Source organism: Gammaproteobacteria bacterium, assembly GCA_013001575.1.
GTDB lineage: Bacteria > Pseudomonadota > Gammaproteobacteria > Steroidobacterales > JABDMI01 > JABDMI01.
Map to the genome: position 1 here is coordinate 24,190 of JABDMI010000019.1, position 23,542 is coordinate 47,731.

A 23,542-nucleotide genomic window follows, 5' to 3' on the forward strand; every position below is an offset into this window, starting at 1 on the left:
AATTGCCATTCAAAAACTTTCACTTTCTACTGTAAAATCAAGGCATGGGCGACTATTCCACCAGCAAAATATACGATCAACATGCGGCTGAGATTCTTTCGGATCTCTACGGCATTCAGGCGCTTGCAAGTCCGGTGCACGGTGAAATTGATTTCAATTTTTGCATCGAGATAGATGGACGGGCAAAATATTTATTAAAAATTTCACGAGCCGGCGTTGATAAAGACTATCTTGATCTGCAAAATCAAATATTGCTCACACTCAGTCAAGACCCGGAATTGAACGCGTCGCAAGTAGTTAAGGATGTGAACGGTCAAGCGATTTCAGAGTTTACCGATGAGAATGAACAAATTCGCTACGTCCGGCTGCTTACCTGGATTGAAGGTCGTTTGTGGCATACGGTCAATCCTCAACTCGATGCACTCAGGTATGAGCTCGGATACAAGTCCGGATTGATCACTAAAACCCTGTTGGATTTTGATCATCCAAAGGCGCACAGGGAACTGGATTGGGATGTGGCCCAGTCACTCTGGACAAAAGAGCATACGGATTTATTTTCCGGCGAAGAGAAGCGCATTATTGAAAGTTTCATCGGTCGGTTTGAAACGGTGCAAAAGTCCTATCAGGGCTTGCGAAAGTCTGTGGTGCACAATGATGTGAATGAGGGCAATATTGTTGTGAGTCTGGATGTCCTCAAGCCACAGGTTTTGTCAATATTTGATTTTGGCGATGCGCTGCATACCCAGGTGATTAACGATGTGGCTATCGCTTGCTCTTACGCCATTAAAGACTTTCCGGATCCACTCGCGGCTGCTTTGCCACTGCTTAAGGGCTATCATCACGCATTTGCCTTACAGGAACAAGAATTAGACTATTTATATCTGTTGATTGCCATGCGCTTGATCGTGTCGATCACCAAGGCCGCAATCAATCGTGTGGCGGAACCCGAGAATGAGTATTTGCAGGTTAGTAAACAAACGGCAATTGATTTGCTTTTAAAGTGGGATGCGATTGACCAGGAATTTGCGACTTACCGTTTTCGCGATGCCTGTGGATTTTCTGCTCATCCTGATCAAGCACGGTTTGTTGAATGGGCGAAACAATCAAAATTCTCTTTATCGGACCTGTATCCAACAGTGTTACGCAATCAAATACATCCCCTGGAACTCAATGTGGCCAGCACTTGGTTGGGTCACGTTACAGACTTCAATGATCTGGAGCTGTTTGATTTCAAAATACATAAATTACAAAAACAACATCCAGACAAAATCATTGCAGGCGGTTACCTTGAGCCGCGTGCTCTATACATCGCGCCAGAATACGACAGTGTGGGTAACAGCGGGCGGCGTAGTCGTACTGTGCATCTGGGGGTGGATTATTGGTTGCCTGCTTACACATCGGTGCATGCCGTTCTGGATGGTGAAGTCGTTGCAGCGGTGGATAATTCGGGCGATAAGCAATATGGCGGATTGCTTATTCTGAAACACACGATCGAAGACCAGCATGGCGAGTTCAGTTTTTTTTCCTTGTATGGTCATCTAACAGTTTCATCCGCCACCCAGCACACGATCGGTGACCAGATCAAACAGGGCGAATGCATCGCGCGCCTGGGTTCTTATCCGGAAAATGGCAACTGGTCTCCACATCTGCATTTTCAGTTAATGTTAAGTATGCTGGACTATGTTAACGATTTTGCCGGTGTTGCTTATCCGGAGGAAGTCGGGGTCTGGGCGAGTATTTGTCCTGACCCGAATTTGCTTTTCAAATGTGACGGGCTTGAGCCAAATCAAAAAACAAATCAGGAATTGCTTGAGTTTAGACAACAACATCTGGGCAAAGGCTTGAGTCTGTCTTATAAGACGCCACTGAACATTGTACGTGGAGCTGCTCAGTATCTGATTGATGATCAGGGCCGCAAATTTCTGGATACGGTGAATAACGTTGCACACGTCGGACACGAACACCCGGATGTGGTCAAGGCCGGTCAACAACAAATGGCGGTACTCAATACCAATTCACGTTATTTGCACCCAAACATCAATGAGCTGGCCAGTGAGTTACTTGAGACCTTACCCGATGAATTATGTGTGGTGCATTTTGTGAATTCAGGCAGCGAGGCCAATGAACTGGCCATACGGATGTTGAAAACTGCAACCGGACGTCAAGACATCCTTGTTTCAGAAGTTGGATATCACGGGAACACGAATGCCGCCATCAATATCAGTTCCTATAAGTTTGACGGAAAGGGTGGCAGTGGCGCGCCGCAATATACCCATGTATTCCCGTTGCCGGATGCGTTTCGTGGCAAGTATCGCGGTGACAACAGCGGTTTTCGCTATGCCTATGAGGTAGAAACCTGTATTTCGCATGTGCATGCCGAGGGACGTCATGTAGCTGGCATGATAATTGAACCGATCATCAGTTGTGGCGGTCAGATCGTGCCTCCGGAGGGCTTTTTGCAACAGGCTTTTACTTATGTACGAGAAGCGGGTGGCTATTGCGTGGCGGATGAAGTGCAAGTTGGTTGCGGTCGCGTGGGTAAACATTTCTGGGGTTTTGAGTTGCACGATGTGATCCCGGATATCGTCACCATTGGCAAGCCTTTGGGTAATGGGCATCCGGTTGCCGCGGTTGTTTGTACCCGGGAGATAGCCGACAAGTTTGCCAATGGCATGGAATACTTTAATACTTTTGGCGGCAATCCGGTTTCATGTGCCATCGCCAGCGAAGTCTTGCGTGTGGTCAAGCGTGAGAATTTACAAACGCACGCAAATACTATCGGCGCATTGCTTAAACAGAAGTTGCAAATCCTTTCTAAACAATTTCCAATCATTGGTGATGTGCGTGGCGAAGGACTGTTTTTAGGCTTTGAGCTGGTTGATGCAGCGTTAAAGCCCTTGCCTTTACAAACCGATTACCTGATCAATCGCATGAAAGCCCATAGTATATTAATGAGCAGCGATGGACCGGATCATAATGTCATCAAAATTAAACCGCCACTGGTGTTCTCTGAAAAAGATGTTGATGAACTGCTGGATACCCTGGAAAAAGTTTTCAGTGAAGATGTTTTGCAGGTTTATTAAAGAATGTTAATATACGTAAGAGTCAGCATTATAAATTGGGGAATGCAGTGAGTTTAAAAATAGGTGTTGTTCGCGAGTCACAAGCCGGTGAAAATCGTGTTGCACTTGACCCTGCTTCAATCGTACGCTTTTGCAAAAAGCATTCGGCTCGGATCAATCTGCAAAAAGATGCCGGTTTGCGTTCATTCTTTCCGGATGCCCTATACAGTGACGCGACCATCATTGAGCAAACTGACGAACTTGTTAGCAGCAGTGATATTGTGGTTATGGTACAGGCGCCAGATGATGATCTGCTCGCTGCCTTAAAACCTGGCCAGATAATCATCGGTTTTATGGATCCATACCGAAATAAAGAATTGGTACTAAAGCTGCAACAGCAAGGCATTACCAGTGTTGCCATGGAACTTGTCCCGCGCATCTCCCGCGCCCAGTCCATGGATGCCTTGTCGTCACAAGCCAGTCTTGCCGGTTACAAGTGTGCTATACAAGCCGCGCAACTCACGCCCGGGTTTTTCCCCATGCTGACTACGGCCGCCGGCACTATTCGTCCGGCCAAGGTTTTGGTGATCGGAGCTGGCGTTGCAGGCTTACAGGCCATTGCTACCGCGAAGCGTTTGGGTGCGATGGTTGAGGCCTACGACATTCGTCCGGATGCGCGTGAGCAGGTTGAGTCTCTGGGCGCCAAAATGATCGACACCGGCGTGAATGCGGTCGGTGAGGGCGGTTATGCCCGTGCACTCACTCAAGCAGAGAAACAACAACAGTCGTCGGTGTTGGCAGAGCATCTGACACAGGTTAATGCCGTGATCACAACGGCCGCCATACCCGGACGAGAGGCGCCTAAGATTATTTCATCTGACATGGTTGCCAATATGCAAGCCGGCAGTGTGATCGTGGATATGGCCGCTGAAACGGGTGGAAATTGCGAAATGACCAAAGCGGGCGAGAACTACCAGACACCAAACGGTGTCACCATCGCCGGTCCGGTCAATATCCCGTCTACTGCACCCAAGCACGCCAGTGAAATGTACGCAAAAAATATTCTTAACCTCATCGAACTGATGCTGGTTGATGGGGAATTGCAACCAGATTGGGAAGACGAAGTATTGGCCGGGGCATGTTTAACCCGGGAAGGCCAAGTTACGCATGCCGGGGTTAAACAAGCGCAGGATTTATAAATGATTACATCACACAGAGTATTTGAGAGAAGCATATGGTGATTGAAGGCTTTACCGCGATATATATTTTTATGCTGGCAGCTATTGCCGGGTATGAGGTTATTTCCAAAGTGCCGGTAATTTTGCATACGCCACTAATGTCAGGTTCCAATTTTATTCACGGAATTGTCGTGGTCGGAGCGATCATCGCGTTGATATCGGCGAGCAACCTGACCGAACAGATCATCGGTTTCATCGGTGTGCTCATGGCTGCCGGTAATGCCGCGGGAGGTTATGTCGCAACAGATAGAATGTTGGAAATGTTCAAGAGTTCTGACGGCTGAAGACTTTCACTCCAGACCATTGCTAGTGACAGAGGAATTTCACCTGGTCCAGAAGCGTATCTCGGTCAGTGGTTTTTTTAGAATGATAACTAATTTAAAAATGATATAAAAATAATGCTTTCGACAACCATACAAATCGTTTATTTCATCGCGGCTATACTTTTTATTCTCGGTCTCAAAGCCATGTCGTCACCGGTCACGGCGCGCAAGGGCATGATCTGGGCCGGGGTTGGAATGCTGATTGCGACTTTTGTTACTTTTTTGCCCGATACCCTGCGCCTGATCGATCTGGAAGGTGAACGGGCATCCTTGCTGGCAACCAATATTTCTTTAGCGGTCATTGCTGTAGTTATAGGTTCCTGGATAGCCTATGTCTCGGCCAAAAAAGTGGCCATGACTGATATGCCACAAATGGTGGCCTTGTATAACGGCCTCGGCGGTGGTGCGGCGGCCTGTATCGCTGCGATTGCTTTATTGCAGGGTCATGCAACGAATACAGTGACCCAGGTCTTGGCGGTGTTGGGTGCGCTGATCGGGGCAGTGGCATTTTCCGGTTCAATTATTGCCTTTGCCAAGTTACAAGGATTGATCTGGAAAAGCTGGCAGTTCAAGGGTGTGCAAATTATTAATCTGGTGGTATTTGTTGTTTCATTATTATTGGCCATTTATTTAAGCAGCCAGGTACACACCGATGGGTCACATGAGATCAGTGCAACTTACACCCTTGCCATTATTGCGTTTTTTGTTGTTGCCTTGATCTTTGGCATCACCATTGCCATGCCGATCGGTGGTGCAGATATGCCAGTGGTCATCTCCTTGTTCAATGCTTTAACTGGTCTGGCGGTAGGCTTGGAAGGATTCGTGTTACAAAATGCCGCCATGATGATCGCCGGGACCGTCGTTGGTTCGGCGGGTAGCCTGTTAACCAAACTGATGGCCGATGCGATGAATCGTAAGGTCGGAGCCATTTTGTTTAAAAAATTCGGTGTGGCGGATGGAGAGCCTGCGGGTGAGGTGAAAGGCAGTATGAAGGCCACCGATGCCACGGACACCGCCATCAATATGGCCTATGCAAGCAAAGTCATTATTATCCCGGGATATGGCATGGCCGTGGCTCAAGCTCAACACAAGGTTTGGGAACTGGCGGAATTATTACGCCAGCGAGATGTGGATGTGCGTTTTGCGATTCATCCGGTTGCAGGCCGCATGCCCGGACATATGAATGTCTTGTTGGCGGAAGCCGGGGTTCCTTATGATCTGATAGAAGACCTGGAAGACATCAATGCCGAATTCAGCACCACCGATATTGCTTTGGTGATTGGAGCGAATGATGTGGTTAACCCGATTGCGCGTACCGACCCAAGTAGCCCGATCTTCGGTATGCCAATATTGAGTGCCGATGAAGCGCGAAATACCGTTGTGGTTAAACGTGGCAAGGGCAAGGGATTCTCCGGGATTGAAAATCATTTGTTTTATGCGGATAACACGCGCATGCTCTATGGTGACGCCAAAGACGCCATTAATCAGGTGATACAGTCACTCAAAGAGTTGTAATACCGGTTCTCTCAAGGGGCAATTAGGCTACAATACGCGCTTTTCGCGTATTTCCAACGGATTATTACCCGCTGATTCCATGTCCGAACTTCAAAAGCAGATCAACAAACGGCGTACATTTGCGATCATCTCGCATCCGGATGCCGGTAAAACAACCCTGACAGAGAAGTTGTTATTGTTTGGTCGCGCCATACAGTTAGCTGGAACCGTAAAAGGGCGTAAAGCTGCCCGTCATGCAACTTCAGACTGGATGGCACTGGAACAGCAACGGGGTATTTCGGTGACTTCTTCAGTCATGCAGTTTCCGTACAAAAACCGGGTTGTAAATCTTCTGGATACGCCGGGTCACGAAGACTTTTCCGAAGATACCTACCGCACCTTGACCGCAGTTGACTCTGCATTGATGGTGATCGATTGTGCTAAAGGGGTTGAGCAACGCACCATCAAGCTCATGGAAGTATGTCGTTTGCGCACCACACCGATCATGACTTTTATTAATAAACTTGATCGTGAAGGGCGTGACCCGATCGAATTGCTGGACGAAGTTGAATCCGTTTTGGATATCAAATGCGCCCCGATCACCTGGCCGATCGGAATGGGCAAACGTCTCAAGGGAATTTATCATCGCCTGCAAGACAAGATCTATTTATATCAAGCGGAGAAAGGTGGCAAGGTCGGTAGCAATAAAATTATTGACAGCCTGCATTCCCAGGAGGCTAAAGACGCACTGGGTGATATGTACGCCGAAGTGTGTGAAGAGCTCGAGTTGATCGAAGGTGCCAGTGACGAGTTTGATCGAGAGTTGTATTTGCAAGGGCTGCAAACCCCGGTTTTTTTTGGGTCTGCGATAAATAATTTCGGGGTGGAGGAATTGCTCAGCTGTTTTGTTGACTTTGCACCAACGCCAATGCCGCGTAAAGCGGAAGAACGTGAAGTGCAAGCGAATGAAACCAAATTAACAGGCTTTGTATTCAAGGTTCAGGCCAATATGGATCCCAAGCATCATGACCGTATTGCGTTTATGCGCTTGTGTTCGGGGGAATACAGTCGAGGCATGAAAGTGAAACATGTACGCCTGGGCAGAGATATCAAAATTCCCGACGCGGTGACTTTTTTGGCATCTGATCGAAAGAATACCGAGAACGCCTACGCCGGTGACATCATCGGAGTGCATAATCACGGCACTATAAATATTGGTGACACCTTCACCCAAGGTGAAGAATTGCACTTTACCGGTATCCCGAATTTTGCTCCCGAGATTTTTCGTCGGGCGGTCTTGCGTGATCCGTTGCGTATGAAGGCCTTGCAAAAAGGCTTGTCACAACTCAGTCAGGAAGGTGCGACCCAGTTATTCATGCCACTTAAAAACAATGATCTGATTTTGGGCGCTGTGGGTATATTGCAATTTGATGTGGTGGCTTACCGATTGCAACATGAATACAACGTTACCTGCACTTTTGAAGCTGTGAATGTGGCTACGGCACGCTGGGTAGAGTGCGAAGACGAAAAGATCTTTGAAAAATTTAAAACCAAAAACCATCAAAACCTGGCGCTAGATCATGGTGACGCACTGGTGTATGTGGCGCCAAGTCGAGTTAATTTGCAATTGGCTCAGGAGCGGCACCCTGAAGTTTTGTTCAGGGAAACCCGTGAATTTCAGCGTTAATTCATAGACGCTTGAAAATTTTAAACAGGATCTTGCTTTGCGTGACTTTACTTTCGCGAGAGTAATAACGCGCGTTAATATAGGTTTGCATAAATTCCAGTATGCCACTGCGTTGTTCGGGAAACATCGCCAGCGCTTTGTTCTGGTAAGTTAGCGGGCCGTCTGCAGTTTGTTTGTGTAAGCCTTGTTTTTCCAGTTTGCCAATGAATTTTAAATAGATTTTTTGTAAGGGGTCGGTGACTATGCGTCGAGTTTGACGCCACATTTGCCAGCTCATGAATACGGTAAAGCCGAGAATACCGCTGACCATTAACCACACCAAAGTACTCCAGTCCGGGTCCTCAAAGCCCAGACTTTTTAATAGGTCTTGTTGTTTTTCTTTATTGAATTCCAGTACCCAGTCAAACCAGGCGGTATTCAAGGCATACCAGGCACTCTCCAAGCGCAGTAATAGCGGAAAACTGGAGAATGCGCCAGCCAGGTTTTCTTCGGGGAAGGTTTGTTGCAAATTTTGTTGAATGCGTTCAGGTGCGATAGCAGCGGTTGGATCCACACGCACCCACCCCCGGTCTTGTAAATAGATCTCGGTCCAGGCGTGGGCATCTGCCTGGGTTATTCGGTAATAACCGCTAAATGCGTTTTTGTCACCGCCGAGGTAACCCGTGACCACGCGCGCCGGAATGCCCGCGGAGCGCATCATCACGGCAAAGGCAGATGCATAGTGTTCGCAAAATCCTTCGCGGGTGCGAAACAAAAAATCATCAATTGAATCGGACATATCCAGGGCTTGCGGTTGCAAGGTATAGGAGAACTCTTGTTGGTTGAACATAGACAGTGCCGCTTGCACAATTTCCTGGTCAGTTGCGTATAACTGCCGCCATTGCGAGACCAGCTCTCGGGTTTTTTCAAAACCTTGAGCAGGCAATTTCAATGCCATGGATGCATAACTCGAGTGATATTTCAGTTTTTCACCGTCACCTGGTCGCGAACTGGCCGTATAAGAAATGAGTTGAGAAATTGGACTTTGGCGACCCACTTGAAAATCAGGCAACATCCAGGATTGCAGCGGTAATTCTCCGGGGTAATCCAGTATATACATCCAGCGCTGATCATGTGGTTCCAGTATTACTTTGTAACGAAAATCGTCGGGACTGCTGTGTTGGGAGTTTGCTTCGCTGGTGCGGTCGTAAAAGAAAAACCGTTTTAACATGGTCCAGGTGCTACCGTCGAAATGGTGTAACACCGGTCCGCGCCAATATAGGTCTTTGCGTGCGGGTTCTTTGCCGTTGAATTTGACCCGGAAGGCAAGTTCATTTGACTGGACCAGATCTGTGATCATCCCGGGTGTCATGCTGTCACTCAGGCCGGTCTTGGCTTGTTCCGAGGTATTTGGCAGGCCCCATAAGGGGCCGGGAATGCGTGGAAATAATACGAATAACAGCACACTCAAAGGTAATCCATAAAGCAAAAAGCGTTTGGCATTTGGCATTAACTGCTTCCAGCTTAATTCAGGTGCTGAAAGTTTGAGTAAGGCAAATATACAAACACTGGTGGCAAGCAGTAAATAAATCCCGCTCCAGATACTGTTGTCATCGAGCACAAAACTCACAATAATAAAAAACGCCGAAATCAACAGTACCGCGTGATCACGTAAAGCATGCATTTCCAGGGTTTTCAGGGCAACGACACAAAGTAACAGTGCGCCGCCGGCTTGTGCGCCATTAATGGTTTTGAAGGTCGCAAGCACAGCTAACACCGCGACACCGATCAAGACTGCTTTGATCCACATTTTGGGCATGCGCAGGAAGCGTATATGTATATAGACTCGGCCTATATAAATTGCTGCTATCAGCAAAGTGATCTGTATTGGCAGTTTGAGCACATGTGGCAAAGTGCTGACGATCAAAGCGGCCAGAGTCCAGGGGACCAGTCGATACGCAGCCCCGGTCATGATCCGGCAGCCTGATCATACAAGGCCAATGCTTGCAAGCATTGATGCTTATGCTGTTCACCGTGACCTGGCGCTATGCTTAATTTTCCCAAGCGTAATCCGTAGTTCTGTTTCAGTTTATCGGCATCCAGAATCAAACGGCACAATTGCGACAGGCGTTGCTCAATGTCATTAGCGGTCAATGCGTCAAAATCAAACCACAGAGTGTGTGCAACACTTTCATGAAACAGTTTGACCAGCAATTTGTCCTGACTGGCATAACTTTTCCAGGCAATGTGTTGCGGGGAGTCTTGCCATTGATAATCTCGCAATCCGGCAAAGTCATCTTGACCGAGTCGATTTGAGCTGCGTGCGCTTTCACTATTGTTAGTCTCGCCAAAAACCTCGGGCGCACTCTCCGCCGGTGAGGGATAGACCAGACAACGTAGAGTCTGGAAGGCCACTGTCCAGGCAAAAAACAGGTTCATGGGGAAACGTGTGGAAAGGGTGAATTGATCAATCTCAATATAACCGCGTTTATGCGTAGGCAATACAATACTTGCGTATTTGTCCTGTTGCTCAACATTCACGGTTTGGCTCGTGATGTTGGCGTGTGCATTACTGACCAGTATTTCAGGATGTAATTTTTTATCACTTGAAGCCAGGCCCAATTTCAAAATTGCCGGATCACCGGCAAATACCGGTTCGGCAAATGCGGGTTCAACGCTTAGTTTGGCAAGATTGCTGTGGGTTAGATGCATGGCAATAAAACCGATGGCGGCCAAACTAAAGGTCAGGAAAAATGCCAGGGAATTGCTGTAATTCATGGCACCAAGCAGCAAAATAAATACGGCAAGTGCATAGCCCGCGCCAAACCGGGTAGGGATGATGTAAATACGTCTGGCCGAGACCTGATAGGGAATACTGTCGGACGAGCTACGTCGATTGCGCGCCCATTTTTCTGTGCGCTTTAATATGCGCTGTGACCAACCCGATTTGGATGTTTTTTTGCCGGTCATGCAATCATGAAATGCGAGTTACGGAATGGCAACATTGTGTTGCAGGTAATTGGAAGGTGAGTCTCCAGTGCGTTCTTTATGCCGCGTAATTAGACGATGATCGACAACTCCGGGCAATACGGCTTGCACATCTTCCGGTAATACCCCCTTGTGACCCGATAAGAACGCCCAGGATTTGGCCGCGCGGATCAAGCCCAGTGCCGCACGTGGTGACAGCCCATGCTGGAATAATTCGGGTTCGCGCGTGGCTTGCACAATGTCCTGGACATAATCGATCAAGGCTTCACTGACAACAATATCGTTCACAGCTTGACGCAGCATACTCAGATCATCAGTGTTTAGACCAGAGGTGAAACTGTGGATGTTTTTGCGTGTATCCCCTTTAGTCAGAAGTTCACGTTCCGCGGCGGCATCCGGATAACCGATCTCAATGCGCATTAAAAACCGATCGAGTTGGGATTCAGGCAGTGGAAACGTACCAATTTGTTCACTCGGGTTTTGCGTCGCGACCACAAAGAACGGTTCAGGGAGTTTATGCGATTGACCATCGGTGGTGACCTGGCGTTCTTCCATGGCCTCCAGTAAGGAACTCTGGGTTTTCGGGGTAGCACGATTGATCTCGTCGGCCAGAAGCAATTGTGCAAAGATCGGGCCAGGTTTGAACACGAATTCCTTGTTGTCGCGATCATAAATTGAAACGCCGGTAACATCGGCAGGTAACAGATCACTGGTGAACTGGATGCGTTGAAAGCTTAGTCCCAAAACTTTTGCCAAGCCATGGGCCAATGTGGTTTTACCAACACCGGGCACATCTTCGATCAATAAGTGACCCTCGGCTAGCAAGCAAGCCAGGGCTAAACGAATCTGGTGAGACTTACCGAGTATGAGTTTTTCCATATTGCTGGCAATATGGTCGGCAATTTTGTGTAAGTTTGTTTGTGTATCCAAAGTTTTAATCCGCGTGATTAATTATTTCAGGTTTAAACTAAAGCCTGCATTTTTTCAATTTGCTGCTTAAGTTGAGTGCATTCTTGTTCACTGTCTTTCAATTTATTCCGCTCCTTGGCTACAACCGCTTCGGGTGCGCTATTAACAAATTTTTCGTTAGCAAGTTTTTTGGTCAGACTTTGTTGATTGTTTTGAGCTTTGACCAGACGTTTACCCAGGCGTTCAATTTCAGCCTTGGCATCGATAAGACCGGCCAGTGGCACGTATAATTTCATTTGACCTAACAAAGCGGTCGCAGAGGGTGGAACCCCCGACTCATCAGTCAAAATTTCAATGCTTGCAATTTTAGCGATCTTGCTCAGCAGGGTACGAAATTCTTCAATTCTTTGCATATCGGATTGAGTGGCATTACTCACTAATACCGGTAAGGCTCGCGATGGGGCTATGTCATTTTCACCCCGGATCTGACGAATGCCCAATACAAACTCTTTTATCCATTCAATGTGTTTTTCTGCCTCGTTGTTGACCAGACTTTGCTTAAATTGAGGATACGCCTGGACCATGATCGACGCTTCCGGGCTGTGTTCTGACAAAGCCAAGGGCGCCACGCTTTGCCAGATCGATTCGGTGATGAACGGAGTGATCGGATGAAGCAGGCGTAATAGAGATTCCAGAACTGTGAGCAGAGTATGTCGTGTACCTTGTTTACGCGCGGCTGAAATCTCGTCACTGTAGAGTACGGGTTTGGATAGCTCCAGGTACCAGTCACAAAACTCGTTCCAGGTGAAGTCATACAAGTCCATGGCGGCGAGATCAAAACGGTAATTGGCAAAATGTTTATGCACATTAGCCACGGTGGTGTTGAGACGCGATTGGATCCACTGGTCGGTGATTGAGTATTCCGCGCCTTGTTCACTGCAATCGTGCTCGGCGGTGTTCATGAGCACATAACGCGAGGCATTCCAGATCTTGTTACAAAAGTTTCGGTAACCTTCTACCCGGGCCAGATCGAAGTTGATGTCTCGACTGGTTGAGGCCAGGGCTGCAAACGTGAAACGCAGTGCATCGGTGCCATAGGACTGAATTCCGTCAGAGAATTGTTTGCGTGTAGCTTTTTCAACTTTTTTAGCCATTTTTGGTTGCATCATGCCACTGGTACGTTTTTCTACCAGGGTCTCAAGATCAATTCCGTCGATCAGGTCGATCGGGTCAAGGACATTGCCTTTGGACTTTGACATTTTCTGTCCATGCTCGTCCTTGATCAGGCCAGTGATGTAAATTTCTTTAAACGGAACCTTGCCGGTGAACTTGAGGCCCATCATGATCATGCGGGCAACCCAGAAAAAGATAATGTCAAAACCGGTGACCAGAACATTGGTGGGCAAATAGGTGTCCAGCTCCGGGGTTTGTTTGGGCCAGCCTAAAGTTGCAAAGGGCCACAAGGCCGATGAGAACCAGGTGTCCAGCACGTCTGCATCTCGGCGTAACACTGCATTGCCCAGATCATATTTTGCTCGCACTTCCGTTTCTGTGCGACCCACGTAAATATTATCCGACTCGTCGTACCAGGCCGGAATCTGATGTCCCCACCACAATTGTCGGGAGATGCACCAGTCCTGTATGTTGCGCATCCAGTGGAAATAGGTATTACTCCAGTTCTCCGGTACAAACTTGATCTCACCATCTTCAACGGCCTTGATCGCCGGTTCAGCCAGCGGGCCAACTTTAACGTACCACTGGTTGGTTAGCATAGGCTCGATCACAACACCACTGCGATCGCCGTAGGGTTGGGCGATGAGTTTGTCTTCTTTGCCGCGGTATAAACCGAGTTCTTCAATTTCTGCAAGTACCATTTTACGCGCCACGTAACGGTCTTTGCCGTGATAACGATCCGGCACTTGATTCTCGGCATTCGAGATCATGCGTGCCTGACCGTCCATGAGTTTAATTAGCGGAATATTATTGCGTTGTGCGACCTCAAAGTCATTTTGGTCATGCGCGCCGGTAATTTTCACGGCTCCTGAACCAAATTCTGGATCTGGGTATTCATCCGCAATAATCGGGATCAAACGCTCGGCAATTGGTAAGCGCACCATTTTTCCAATGAGGTTCTTGTAGCGTTCGTCACTTGGATGCACAGCAACTGCACCGTCGCCCAGCATGGTTTCAGGCCGGGTGGTGGCGATCACGATCTCGGAAATCCCGTCGACCGGTCCTGCGTCTAAAGGATAGGCGAACTGCCACATCGAGCCTTGCACCTCGCGGGTTTCAACTTCCAGTCCGGAGATGGCGGTTTGCAAGACCGGATCCCAATTGACCAGACGCTGACCGCGATAGATCAGACCTTCTTCATGCAAACGCACGAACACTTCGGTGACCGCTTCGGATAATTCGGGACTCATGGTGAAGGCTTCACGTTGCCAGTCGCAGGAGTCACCCAGGCGGCGCATTTGTTGGCTGATCTTGCCGCCCGATTGATCTTTCCATTCCCAGACTTTTTCAACGAATTTTTCACGTCCGATGTCGTGACGCGAAACTGATTCTTTGGCAAGTAATCTTTCCACCACCATTTGTGTGGCGATCCCGGCGTGATCCGAGCCTGGTTGCCAGAGTGTATCCGCGCCCAGCATGCGTTGATAGCGAGTCAGGGCGTCCATGATGGTGTGTTGAAAAGCATGCCCCATGTGCAAACTGCCGGTGACGTTGGGCGGCGGGATCATAATGCAATACGCATTGGTATTGTCATTGGCCACGTGTTTGCCGGCAGCAAAGCGACCATCCTGTTCCCACTTTTGGTAACAGGTTTTTTCAATACTGTGCGGGTCGTAGGTTTTTTCCATTGTAAGTTTCGATCAGACTTGATTGCAGTCGGGCATTATACCGAGTGCTGCAATAATCAGGGTCACAGAATGTCACCTGTTAACTCGATTATTTACAGGTCGATAGCGAGTTCAGCCACCAGACCTCTAATCCATTTATTGGCGGAGTCGTCTTCGGTACTTTTGTGCCAGTACAAGCGCCACCCCAGCGGTTTTATCTCGTAGGGCAATTCGAGGATCTTGTTGTCTTGCCGTTCTGCCAATGATTCCGGAATGGTCAGGGCCAGATCACTGTGTTTGACCACCAGTGGCGCAACCAGATAATGCGATATGCGCAAGGCAATGTTTCGTTTCAGGCCCAATTGTTTTAAAACTGTGTCTTCGTAGGAAAGTCCGCGACGGCGATTCGATACCACTATGTGGTTCAAGCCCAGATATTCTTTCAGGGAAATACTATTACCATGAATGCTCGAGTGGTTTTTGCTTAACATGCAAACAAAGCGACTGCCTTCGTGTGATTGAGAGTTGAGTTGATTGCTGCCAACTGAAATGGTTGCATCCAGGGCCAGATCGAGCATGCCTTTACTCATTTCACTCTCGATATTGGCGCGCTTGACATGAAAACAGTCGAGTTCGATGCCTGGAGCGCGTTTTTGCAATTCCTGGATCAAACGGGGCAATAATTTTTCTTCAGTCAGATCGTTCATGCTAATACGAAAAATACGCCGACTGGTACTTGGATCAAATGTCTCTTTGCTGATAAGAGAAGAATTTAAAATTTGCAGAGCTTCTTGCACACGTTCAATAATACTTTCCGCAAACGGGGTAGGGACCATGCCTTTATGGGTGCGAATGAACAATTTATCATCAAAACTGTTACGCAAACGATTCAGGGCATTACTTACCGCGGGTTGGGTCACCGACAGGAGCTCGGCAGCGCGAGTTAGATTTCGCTGTTGATAGATGACAACAAAAACTTTGAATAGGTTAAGATCGGTATTGTGTTGCGACACAGTGAGTCTCCTTGGGATTGGCCCTACGCACTATAATTAACCTGAATATTAGCAATTTATATAATAAATTACAAATATAATACTCAAAGACTTACAATTAGCGTTTATTCAGATAATAATCGGGTTTTCTTCCCGTATTCCAAAAAGCTATGGCTGAACTCTATCTAATCCGTCACGCGCAGGCATCCTTTGGAGCGGCCAACTACGACAAATTATCCGAACTCGGTCATCAGCAATCCCATTGGTTGGGTGAACATCTGGCCCGGCATGCTTTTGATTTTGATACGGTGGTACTCGGGGATATGGTCAGACATCGCGAGACCTTGGAGGGATTACACAAGGGCTTGCAGTCGCACCAAAATTTCTCTGTACTCGATGACAAGATTCAAAGTGCCACCGTGATGCCACAATTAAACGAATTTGATTTCAAGGCGGTGGCGGAAGGCTTTCTTAAACTCAATCCGGAATTAACCCCGAAAAAAAGTTCCGACAGGTCCGAGTTCTATCGGGTGTTTCGAATGGCAATTCTGGCCTGGTCGGAAGGCAAACTGGATGAACACGTACCGGAAAAATATTCCGAGTTTCGCTCACGGGTTCTCGAGTTTGTTGAAATACTGACGCAAAAGCATGTGGGGCAAAAAGTATTGGCGGTGACTTCCGGTGGTGCGATCGGAATGGCGGTGAGCCACATGCTGGGTGCTTCACAAGACAGTATGATCGAGCTCAACATCCAGATCCGCAATACCTCCATTTCACATTGTTTCTTTAATCACAAACGCGCCCGATTGCACACGTTCAACCATGTGCCGCATCTGGACAATCCAGAAAAAAAAGAATACATCACATACAGTTAAGTTTAACCATCCAGGCATTCACATTAAACAATACACAAAAATGGAACTATCATGAATTTCGAATACAGCGATAAAGTCAACGATCTCATAGCCCAAGTACGCGGCTTTATTGATGAAAATCTCATACCCAACAACGAACTGTATGCCCAACAGCTGGCCGCTGATAACTGGAGCACACCGGCAATTGTGAATGAAATGAAAGCCAAGGCCAAAGCACAGGGATTATGGAATTTTTTCTTGCCCCCGGCCTATGAGGAGTCACCGGGACTGACCAATCTTGAGTACGCCCCATTGGCAGAAGAAATGGGAAAAGTATTATGGGCTTCCGAGGTTTTCAACTGTGCCGCTCCGGATACCGGCAACATGGAAGTATTAGCCAAGTACGGCAACCCGCAACAAAAGCAACGCTGGCTCGAACCGCTGTTGAATGGCGAAATACGTTCAGCCTTTGCCATGACGGAACCCAAAGTCGGATCCAGTGATGCCACCAATATCGAAACCTCGATCCTTCGCGATGGCGACGACTACGTCATAAACGGTCACAAGTTTTATATTTCAGGCGCTTGTCGTAAACAATGCGAGGTTATGATCGTAATGGGCAAGAGTGACCCGGAAGGCGAGAATCGTTATACCCAGCAATCCATGATCCTGATACCGATGAATACTCCGGGAGTCAATGTGATCAGACCCATGACTGTTCTGGGCTTTAATGATGCACCGGAAGGTCATGCCGAGATCAAATTTGAAAATGTTCGCGTGCCCAAAGAAAACCTGATCATGGGCGAGGGTAAAGGGTTCGAGATCGCCCAGGGGCGTTTGGGACCCGGACGTATACATCACTGCATGCGTATGATCGGGGTTGCACAAGTGGCCTTGGACATGATGTGTAAGCGCGCCAATGAACGTGTGGTGTTTGGTCGGCCACTTATCAAGAATCAGTCGGTACGCGAAGACATCGCTTTATCCGCTTGTGAAATTGAGCAAGCGCGATTAATGACTTTAAAAGCCGCAGACCGCATGGATAAATTCGGCAACAAGATTGCCAAAGACCTGATCGCAATGATTAAGATCACTGTTCCGAATATGGCCATCCGTGTTCTGGAACGTTCCATGCAAATGCATGGCGCGGTTGGATTGAGTCAAGACACACCACTGGCACACATGTATGCCTATGCACGTACCTTGCGTCTGGCTGATGGTCCGGACCAAGTGCACATGATGCAATTGGGGCGTAATCTGGCCGCTACCTATATGGTTTAATGCCTATTAGCTTGAAACTATTCCATTGATTCTATTTTATTGACCCTCTTTCTTTTGGCGAACAATTAAATGTCAGCAGTAGATACTTTGAATGAAACCGAATTGGCCCGTTATCTGGAAACCAGGATTGAGGGCTTCAAAGGTCCGTTATCGGCCACTAAGTTCAAAGGTGGCCAATCCAACCCAACTTTTCTTCTCAATGCCAAGTCGGGCCAATACGTTTTGCGTCGCCAGCCGCCAGGCAAGTTATTGCCTTCAGCTCACGCCGTTGATCGTGAATATCGGGTGCTGGATGCATTAAAAGATACAGACGTTCCGGTTGCAAGGGTTTATCACCTGTGTGAAGACCGCGAGCTTATTGGTTCTATGTTCTATGTCATGGAATATTGTGACGGCAACATCCATTGGGACGCGGCTCTGGAAAACGTGGATCCGGATACGCGGCGCGAGATGTACCTTGAATTGAATCGGGTCCTGGCCGCACTGCATAGTGTCGATATCAATAAAGTTGGTCTGGCTGATTACGGCAAGCCCGGCAATTATTTCGCCCGCCAGGTCGGGCGCTGGTCCAGGCAATACAAGGCCAGCGAGATTCACAAAATTCCGGCTATGGACAAGCTAATGCCCTGGCTGGAAGAAAATATGCCGGAGGATGACGGAAAAGTTTCGCTGGTGCATGGCGATTATCGTCTCGATAATGTTATGTTCGATCAAAGCAATCAAAAGATCATTGCGGTTTTAGACTGGGAATTATCGACCCTCGGACACCCCTATGCCGATCTTGCCTATCAGTGCATGGGATTACGCCTACCGGCCGGTATGGGCAGCATGTCGGGTTTGCAAGGCAGAGACAGAAAAGCGCTTAATATTCCGAGTGAACAAGAATACGTGGCCATGTATTGTGAGCGTATGGGCCTGGACGAGATTCCAAACTGGCCATTTTATTTAGCCTTTTGCTTTTTCCGTTTGGCCGCTATTGTGCAAGGGGTCGCTAAACGGGCCGCCGACGGCAATGCCTCGAGCAAACAGGCCGGACAAGTCGGAGCATTTGTCGAGCCACTCGCACAAATGGCTTTACAAGTCATTTCTGAATAAAATGAGCTCATGCTAGAAGGCTTTATCATCGGAAGTATCGCAGGCGTGGCTGCTTTTTTCGCAGCAACAAAATGGTTCGGGCAAGATAAACAGACCAAGCCACTAGAGCGTTTGCAAGACAGCCTGGATGCAAAGGTTGCCGAAGATTTTTCCGAACTTAAAAAAGACCATCTGATAGATCAATTAAAAAACTACGACCTGGACCCGGCTTTTTCCGAGCATTTGGACAAGGTCCACGCATATTTTAGTGAGCGTAAATTCCAACACCCAAGGGCGTATACCTTTTACTCTTTGCTTTTACCCCGTTTGCTAACCGTCAAGCAGGCAAAAAGTAATTTGCAAGCCATGGGTGAAGATGCGGTCGATACTGCGGAAATGTATGCGTCATTAAATGACTGGATGGATGAGATTCTGGAGAATAGAATTGATGCCATCGAGTCCGAAGCCGAGATCAATGCCAGAGTGATAACCTTGTTAACCAGGTAGGCAGTGATTCAGAAATACTCCAATTCAAGAGAAATATATGAAAGCCATAGTATGTACCAAATTTGCACCCGTTGAAGAATTACAATTCCAGGAGCTTCCCGATCCAGTTGCCCAAGCGGGTGAAGTGGTGATCGACTTAAAAGCCTGTGGAGTCAATTTCCCGGACGGTTTGTTAGTACAAGGTCTTTATCAATCCCAACCGGATTTTCCATTCATTCCGGGGACTGAAGCTGCCGGTGTGGTGTCAGAACTCGGGGAAGGTGTCACAAACCTGAAAATTGGCAATCGTGTAATTGCTGTCGCACGCTTGGGTATGTTTGCCAGCAAAGCGGTGGTTAATGCACATTTTGCCTTTCCGATCCCGGACCAGATCCCGTTTGAAGAAGCCGCCGGACTGGTCACGGCACATGCCACGGCACACCATGCTTTAAAGCAGCGTGCCAATCTGCAGCCGGGCGAAACCCTGCTGGTGACTGGAGCAGCGGGTGGCACCGGTTTAGCCGCGGTGCAAATCGGGAAAGCCATGGGGGCAAAAGTCATAGCGGTGTGCTCAACCCAGGAAAAGATCGATCTTGCTGTGGCTAATGGTGCCGATGAAAGCATTAACTATGTCGAGAATGACCTGAAATCAGAGATCAAGCGTTTGACCGATGGTCAGGGTGTGGATGTTGCCTATGAAGTGGTTGGTGGCGACGCCTTTGCTGCGGTCAGTCGTGGCATGGCCTGGAATGGCCGCTTATTGGTGATCGGTTTTGCTTCGGGAACAATTCCCAAGCTTCCGATCAACCTTGCTTTGGTAAAGGGGTATGCATTGGTCGGAGTGTTTTGGGGCGCCTGGACCCAACGTGACCCCAAAGGATTTATGCAGAATATGCAGGAACTCGTAACCTGGTATTTGCAGGGCAAGGTCAAAGTTCACGTGGATGAGATCATTGCTTTGGAAAATACAGCAAACGCCTTGAATAAAGTGCTGAACCGGAAGACCAAGGGTAAAGTGATTTTGCGCCCATAACTAAATTATGCATATTAAGAGCTGAATTGATTAATCTGGCTTTTGTATGTGCTTATTCAGATAAAAACTAACCGAGAAATTTTAATTATGACTACAAACTTATTTGACCTAACTGGAAAGATCGCACTGGTAACCGGCGCGAGTCGCGGGATTGGTGAATCGGCTGCAAAACTACTCGCTGAACAAGGCGCACACGTGATCGTTTCGAGCCGCAAAATTGAAGGCTGTCAGCGTGTGGTGGACGAGATCAAAGCCGCGGGAAATTCTGCCGAAGCTATCGCCTGTAATATTGGCAGTATGGAAGAGATCTCGAGTATTTTTAGCGAATTAAAATCCCGACATGGCAAGCTGGATATTCTAGTCAACAATGCCGCAGCGAATCCGTATTATGGGCATATACTCGATACTGACCTCGGCGCTTTTAATAAAACGGTCGATGTGAACATTCGCGGGTATTTTTTCATGAGCATCGAAGGTGGCAAAATGATGCGTGAGAACGGCGGCGGCTCGATCATCAACACCGCATCGATCAATGGCTTGCAGCCGGGTATCGGGCAAGGCATATATTCGATAACCAAAGCAGCGGTGATCAATATGACAAAATCTTTCGCAAAAGAATGTGCCAAATTCAACATTAGAGTGAATGCATTGCTTCCGGGTCTGACCAAAACCAAATTCGCCGGGGCATTATTCAATGACGAAAAAGTGTATAAAATGGCAATGGCCATGATTCCAATGCATCGTCATGCCGAACCGGATGAAATGGCCGGTACCATCTTGTATCTCGCATCTAATGCAAGTTCGTACACAACAGGCGAGTGTATTGTTGTGGATGGTGGTTTTACAGTATAGATTTAAAAGTGCAATAATTTATGAATATTTTGTATCCTGTATTTGCAATGGTTCTGCTAACATTTTTCGTATGGTTGCGTATGTACTATGTGCGCTTTTCTGTAATGAGGAAATTTGATTTAACCACAGCGGACATGCAACCAACTAATCGTAATTTACCTGCAGCAATTATTTTCTCTGGTGATAATTTTCGTAATCTGTGTGAATTGCCCATATTGTTTTATACGGTTTCGCTAATAATTCTTGTACTAAAGCTCACAGATAGTGTCTTTCTGGTGTGTGCTTGGGCATTTGTGATCTTTCGAATCCTGCATAGTTGCATACACACAACTTATAATAAAGTGTCTCATCGATTCTGGATGTATGTGCTTAGTTCAGTGTTTTTGTGGACTATGTGGTTTCGTTTAATGTATAAAATTATATTTTAAGCAAGCTACTTGAATAAAGGATGTATAAGTGTTGAAAATTGTTGCAAAATCAGCTGTTATTACGCTAACACTATTAGCCTTGAATGCTTGTGTGATTGCAAGCGAGAGTTTGCATACCGATCCAAGCACAACGCTAAAATATACAAAAAGACTGGCAAATGGAGAACTTGGTCAAAAAGCCACACTTAAGGACGTTGCCTGGTTAGTGGGGTCCTGGGAAGGTGAGGCTTTCGGTTCGAAATTTGAAGAGGTCTGGAATCCGCCGTCCATGGGTTCGATGCTTGGGATGTTTAAATTGTTTAATGATAAAGGAATTATTTTTTACGAAATATTACTGCTGGTTGAGGAAAACGACAGTCTTTCCCTGAAGGTCAAACATTTCAATCCCGACTTCAGTGCCTGGGAGGAAAAACCGGATTATGTGAATTTCCGATTGGTCAGTATTGAAAAAGACGCAATACATTTTTCCGGTATCAGTTTTTATAAAAGATCCGATAACGAAATTGAAGGTTATATTGTTTTTCGTGATGGTGACAAGCTCACTGAAAACAAACTGGTGTATAGACGCGTAAAATAGTAGTTGAGTAAATGTTATACTGATTTTTTAGATGTTGAGACACAACTATGCCCAAGAAAAATAAGCCAAAGAAAAACAAACGACGAAACCTCGCAGCTCTTTCGCCATTAATGCGCAAGGGCGGTGCACACATCCGAAGCGCAAGCAGTAAACGCCGAAAACAAAAAAACAAATTACGTAAAGAACTGGATCGCCTTGCAGAACAAGGCGATTTTTTTATGTCCGCTTTTATTTTTCAAATGTATAATTCCTGTTCCTTCACCAGATATTGAAATTATGAGTTACTTGGCCTATACCGATAATGAAATGACCCTGCGTGACAAGCTCGCCTTTGACCGCACGGTTTTGGCCAATGAGCGAACTTTGCTGGCATATTTGCGTACAGCATTGGCCTTATTGGCGGGTGGTGTAACTCTGCTGAAGTTCTTCCCTGAAGATCAGTTTTTGCAAATAGTTGGCGCAGTACTTTTCGTGGCCGGCGTCCTGGTCGTAATTATGGGTTTGGTGCGATTCTTCCGCTTTCGTAAAATTCTTCGCGTCGTTAGACCGAAAAAACACTCAGAGACCCATAATTGACAGCTATAACCAATAAAAACAATTGCTTACGTTGAATATTTGACCTATTTTCCGTATCTGGAACAGGTCTAATCTAAAATTCAAATTATAAATTCCTGATAAAAATTCCAATCTTGATTCAATCATTTCGCTTTACAAAACTTTGCATGCTCTAGGGGGGCAGAATCGTATACAATCACGGCACACAAATTTTAATCAATCACAACGGAGAACGCTGTAATGGGTAAAAGAGACGACTTGATCGCGAAATACGCCGCCGATATTAAAGACAAATTTGGCGAAAGTGCCAATATGGATCTTCTGAAAAAAGTAACCATTGGCTGTGGCCCGGCTATTTATAATAAAGACGCTGCCACAGTATCCGGTTCCGACAAGGCTGAGATTGCCACCGTTAAAAATAACTACCTGATCAAAAAACTTGGCCTGAAAGACAGCAGCAACCTGGACGATGCGATTGCCACTGTTATGGAAAAATATGGCAAATCTAACCGCAACAAATACCGTGCAGTGATCTATTACATGCTCTGCAAGCATTTCAAAAAAGCATCTGTCTATAAATAAGACCTTGTTTGATATGCAATTATTAAAGCCGGCAATTTGTCGGCTTTTTTATTTCCTGATAGTCGGTAATAATTTGCTAATATTGTTTCTCACACAACAGGAATTGCTATGAAAGCGTTTATTCAAAGTTATATTCTATTAATTACAGTGAGTGCCTGTGCAATCTGTGCCTTTGCTGCACAACCCAAACTCGAGCACTCGGAAGTAAACAAGTTATATCAACTGGAAAAAGAAGCCATGCAGGCGTATCGCGCGGGCGATTATGCGAAAGCGTTTGAAAAGCTGAGTATCACCGCACCTCAGGGGCT

The 23,542-nt window shown here is 47.0% G+C and carries 21 protein-coding genes; 16 read left to right on the top strand and 5 right to left on the bottom strand.

What is annotated here, in order from left to right; translation table 11 throughout:
* The first annotated feature begins 44 nt into the window (after positions 1–44).
* From HKN88_01635 to HKN88_01655, 5 genes are all read left to right on the top strand, one after another.
* Entirely contained in the window at positions 45–3,083 is a 3,039-nt protein-coding gene (locus HKN88_01635; GenBank protein ID NNC96751.1) for an aminotransferase class III-fold pyridoxal phosphate-dependent enzyme, read from the top strand.
* 47 nt (positions 3,084–3,130) lie between these two features.
* On the top strand, positions 3,131–4,261 hold the full coding sequence (locus HKN88_01640) for a Re/Si-specific NAD(P)(+) transhydrogenase subunit alpha (protein ID NNC96752.1): 1,131 nt from the start codon (positions 3,131–3,133) through the stop codon (positions 4,259–4,261).
* 38 nt (positions 4,262–4,299) lie between these two features.
* Entirely contained in the window at positions 4,300–4,584 is a 285-nt protein-coding gene (locus HKN88_01645) for an NAD(P) transhydrogenase subunit alpha (protein ID NNC96753.1), read from the top strand.
* Between the two features lie 114 nt (positions 4,585–4,698).
* Positions 4,699–6,138 carry an NAD(P)(+) transhydrogenase (Re/Si-specific) subunit beta gene (locus tag HKN88_01650; GenBank protein NNC96754.1) on the top strand — a complete coding sequence of 480 codons (1,440 nt, stop codon included), beginning with the start codon at positions 4,699–4,701 and terminating at the stop codon, positions 6,136–6,138.
* A gap of 79 nt (positions 6,139–6,217) precedes the next feature.
* On the top strand, positions 6,218–7,804 hold the full coding sequence (locus HKN88_01655) for a peptide chain release factor 3 (GenBank protein ID NNC96755.1): 1,587 nt from the start codon (positions 6,218–6,220) through the stop codon (positions 7,802–7,804).
* Position 7,805: 1 nt separating this feature from the next.
* Here HKN88_01655 and HKN88_01660 read toward each other — a convergent pair whose 3' ends face one another.
* The 5 genes from HKN88_01660 to HKN88_01680 form a co-directional block, all read right to left on the bottom strand.
* Complete coding sequence (locus HKN88_01660; protein NNC96756.1) at positions 7,806–9,755, bottom strand: DUF3488 domain-containing transglutaminase family protein; 1,950 nt, start codon at positions 9,753–9,755, stop codon at positions 7,806–7,808.
* Positions 9,752–10,753 (bottom strand): DUF58 domain-containing protein, encoded by a 1,002-nt coding sequence (locus tag HKN88_01665; GenBank protein ID NNC96757.1) that lies wholly within the window; start codon positions 10,751–10,753, stop codon positions 9,752–9,754. The genes HKN88_01660 and HKN88_01665 overlap by 4 nt, the downstream gene beginning before the upstream one ends.
* A gap of 18 nt (positions 10,754–10,771) precedes the next feature.
* Positions 10,772–11,650: an AAA family ATPase gene (locus HKN88_01670; protein NNC96758.1), complete on the bottom strand. Its 879-nt coding sequence runs from the start codon at positions 11,648–11,650 to the stop codon at positions 10,772–10,774.
* Positions 11,651–11,733: 83 nt separating this feature from the next.
* Complete coding sequence (locus HKN88_01675; protein NNC96759.1) at positions 11,734–14,541, bottom strand: valine--tRNA ligase; 2,808 nt, start codon at positions 14,539–14,541, stop codon at positions 11,734–11,736.
* A gap of 92 nt (positions 14,542–14,633) precedes the next feature.
* Positions 14,634–15,533, bottom strand: a complete 900-nt coding sequence (locus HKN88_01680; protein NNC96760.1) for a LysR family transcriptional regulator — start codon at positions 15,531–15,533, stop codon at positions 14,634–14,636.
* A 149-nt stretch (positions 15,534–15,682) separates the two neighbouring features.
* On the opposite strand from HKN88_01680, the gene HKN88_01685 reads away from it, so the two are divergent.
* The 11 genes from HKN88_01685 to HKN88_01735 form a co-directional block, all read left to right on the top strand.
* Entirely contained in the window at positions 15,683–16,387 is a 705-nt protein-coding gene (locus tag HKN88_01685; protein NNC96761.1) for a histidine phosphatase family protein, read from the top strand.
* Positions 16,388–16,438: 51 nt separating this feature from the next.
* Positions 16,439–17,647: an acyl-CoA dehydrogenase gene (locus HKN88_01690; protein NNC96762.1), complete on the top strand. Its 1,209-nt coding sequence runs from the start codon at positions 16,439–16,441 to the stop codon at positions 17,645–17,647.
* A 69-nt stretch (positions 17,648–17,716) separates the two neighbouring features.
* Positions 17,717–18,742, top strand: a complete 1,026-nt coding sequence (locus HKN88_01695; GenBank protein NNC96763.1) for a phosphotransferase family protein — start codon at positions 17,717–17,719, stop codon at positions 18,740–18,742.
* Positions 18,743–18,751: 9 nt separating this feature from the next.
* Positions 18,752–19,228 (top strand): hypothetical protein, encoded by a 477-nt coding sequence (locus HKN88_01700; GenBank protein ID NNC96764.1) that lies wholly within the window; start codon positions 18,752–18,754, stop codon positions 19,226–19,228.
* A gap of 37 nt (positions 19,229–19,265) precedes the next feature.
* The gene (locus HKN88_01705; GenBank protein NNC96765.1) at positions 19,266–20,240 is read left to right on the top strand and encodes an NADPH:quinone oxidoreductase family protein; all 975 of its coding nucleotides are present in this window, start codon (positions 19,266–19,268) and stop codon (positions 20,238–20,240) included.
* A gap of 87 nt (positions 20,241–20,327) precedes the next feature.
* Positions 20,328–21,092 carry an SDR family oxidoreductase gene (locus HKN88_01710; protein ID NNC96766.1) on the top strand — a complete coding sequence of 255 codons (765 nt, stop codon included), beginning with the start codon at positions 20,328–20,330 and terminating at the stop codon, positions 21,090–21,092.
* Between the two features lie 20 nt (positions 21,093–21,112).
* Positions 21,113–21,520, top strand: coding sequence for a hypothetical protein (locus HKN88_01715; protein ID NNC96767.1), 408 nt, complete (start codon positions 21,113–21,115; stop codon positions 21,518–21,520).
* 28 nt (positions 21,521–21,548) lie between these two features.
* Positions 21,549–22,097, top strand: a complete 549-nt coding sequence (locus tag HKN88_01720; GenBank protein NNC96768.1) for a hypothetical protein — start codon at positions 21,549–21,551, stop codon at positions 22,095–22,097.
* A 276-nt stretch (positions 22,098–22,373) separates the two neighbouring features.
* Positions 22,374–22,673, top strand: a complete 300-nt coding sequence (locus tag HKN88_01725; GenBank protein NNC96769.1) for a DUF202 domain-containing protein — start codon at positions 22,374–22,376, stop codon at positions 22,671–22,673.
* A gap of 219 nt (positions 22,674–22,892) precedes the next feature.
* Positions 22,893–23,234: a DUF2853 family protein gene (locus HKN88_01730; protein ID NNC96770.1), complete on the top strand. Its 342-nt coding sequence runs from the start codon at positions 22,893–22,895 to the stop codon at positions 23,232–23,234.
* 108 nt (positions 23,235–23,342) lie between these two features.
* The coding region (locus HKN88_01735) for a hypothetical protein (protein ID NNC96771.1) at positions 23,343–23,542 on the top strand (200 nt) is incomplete at its 3' end.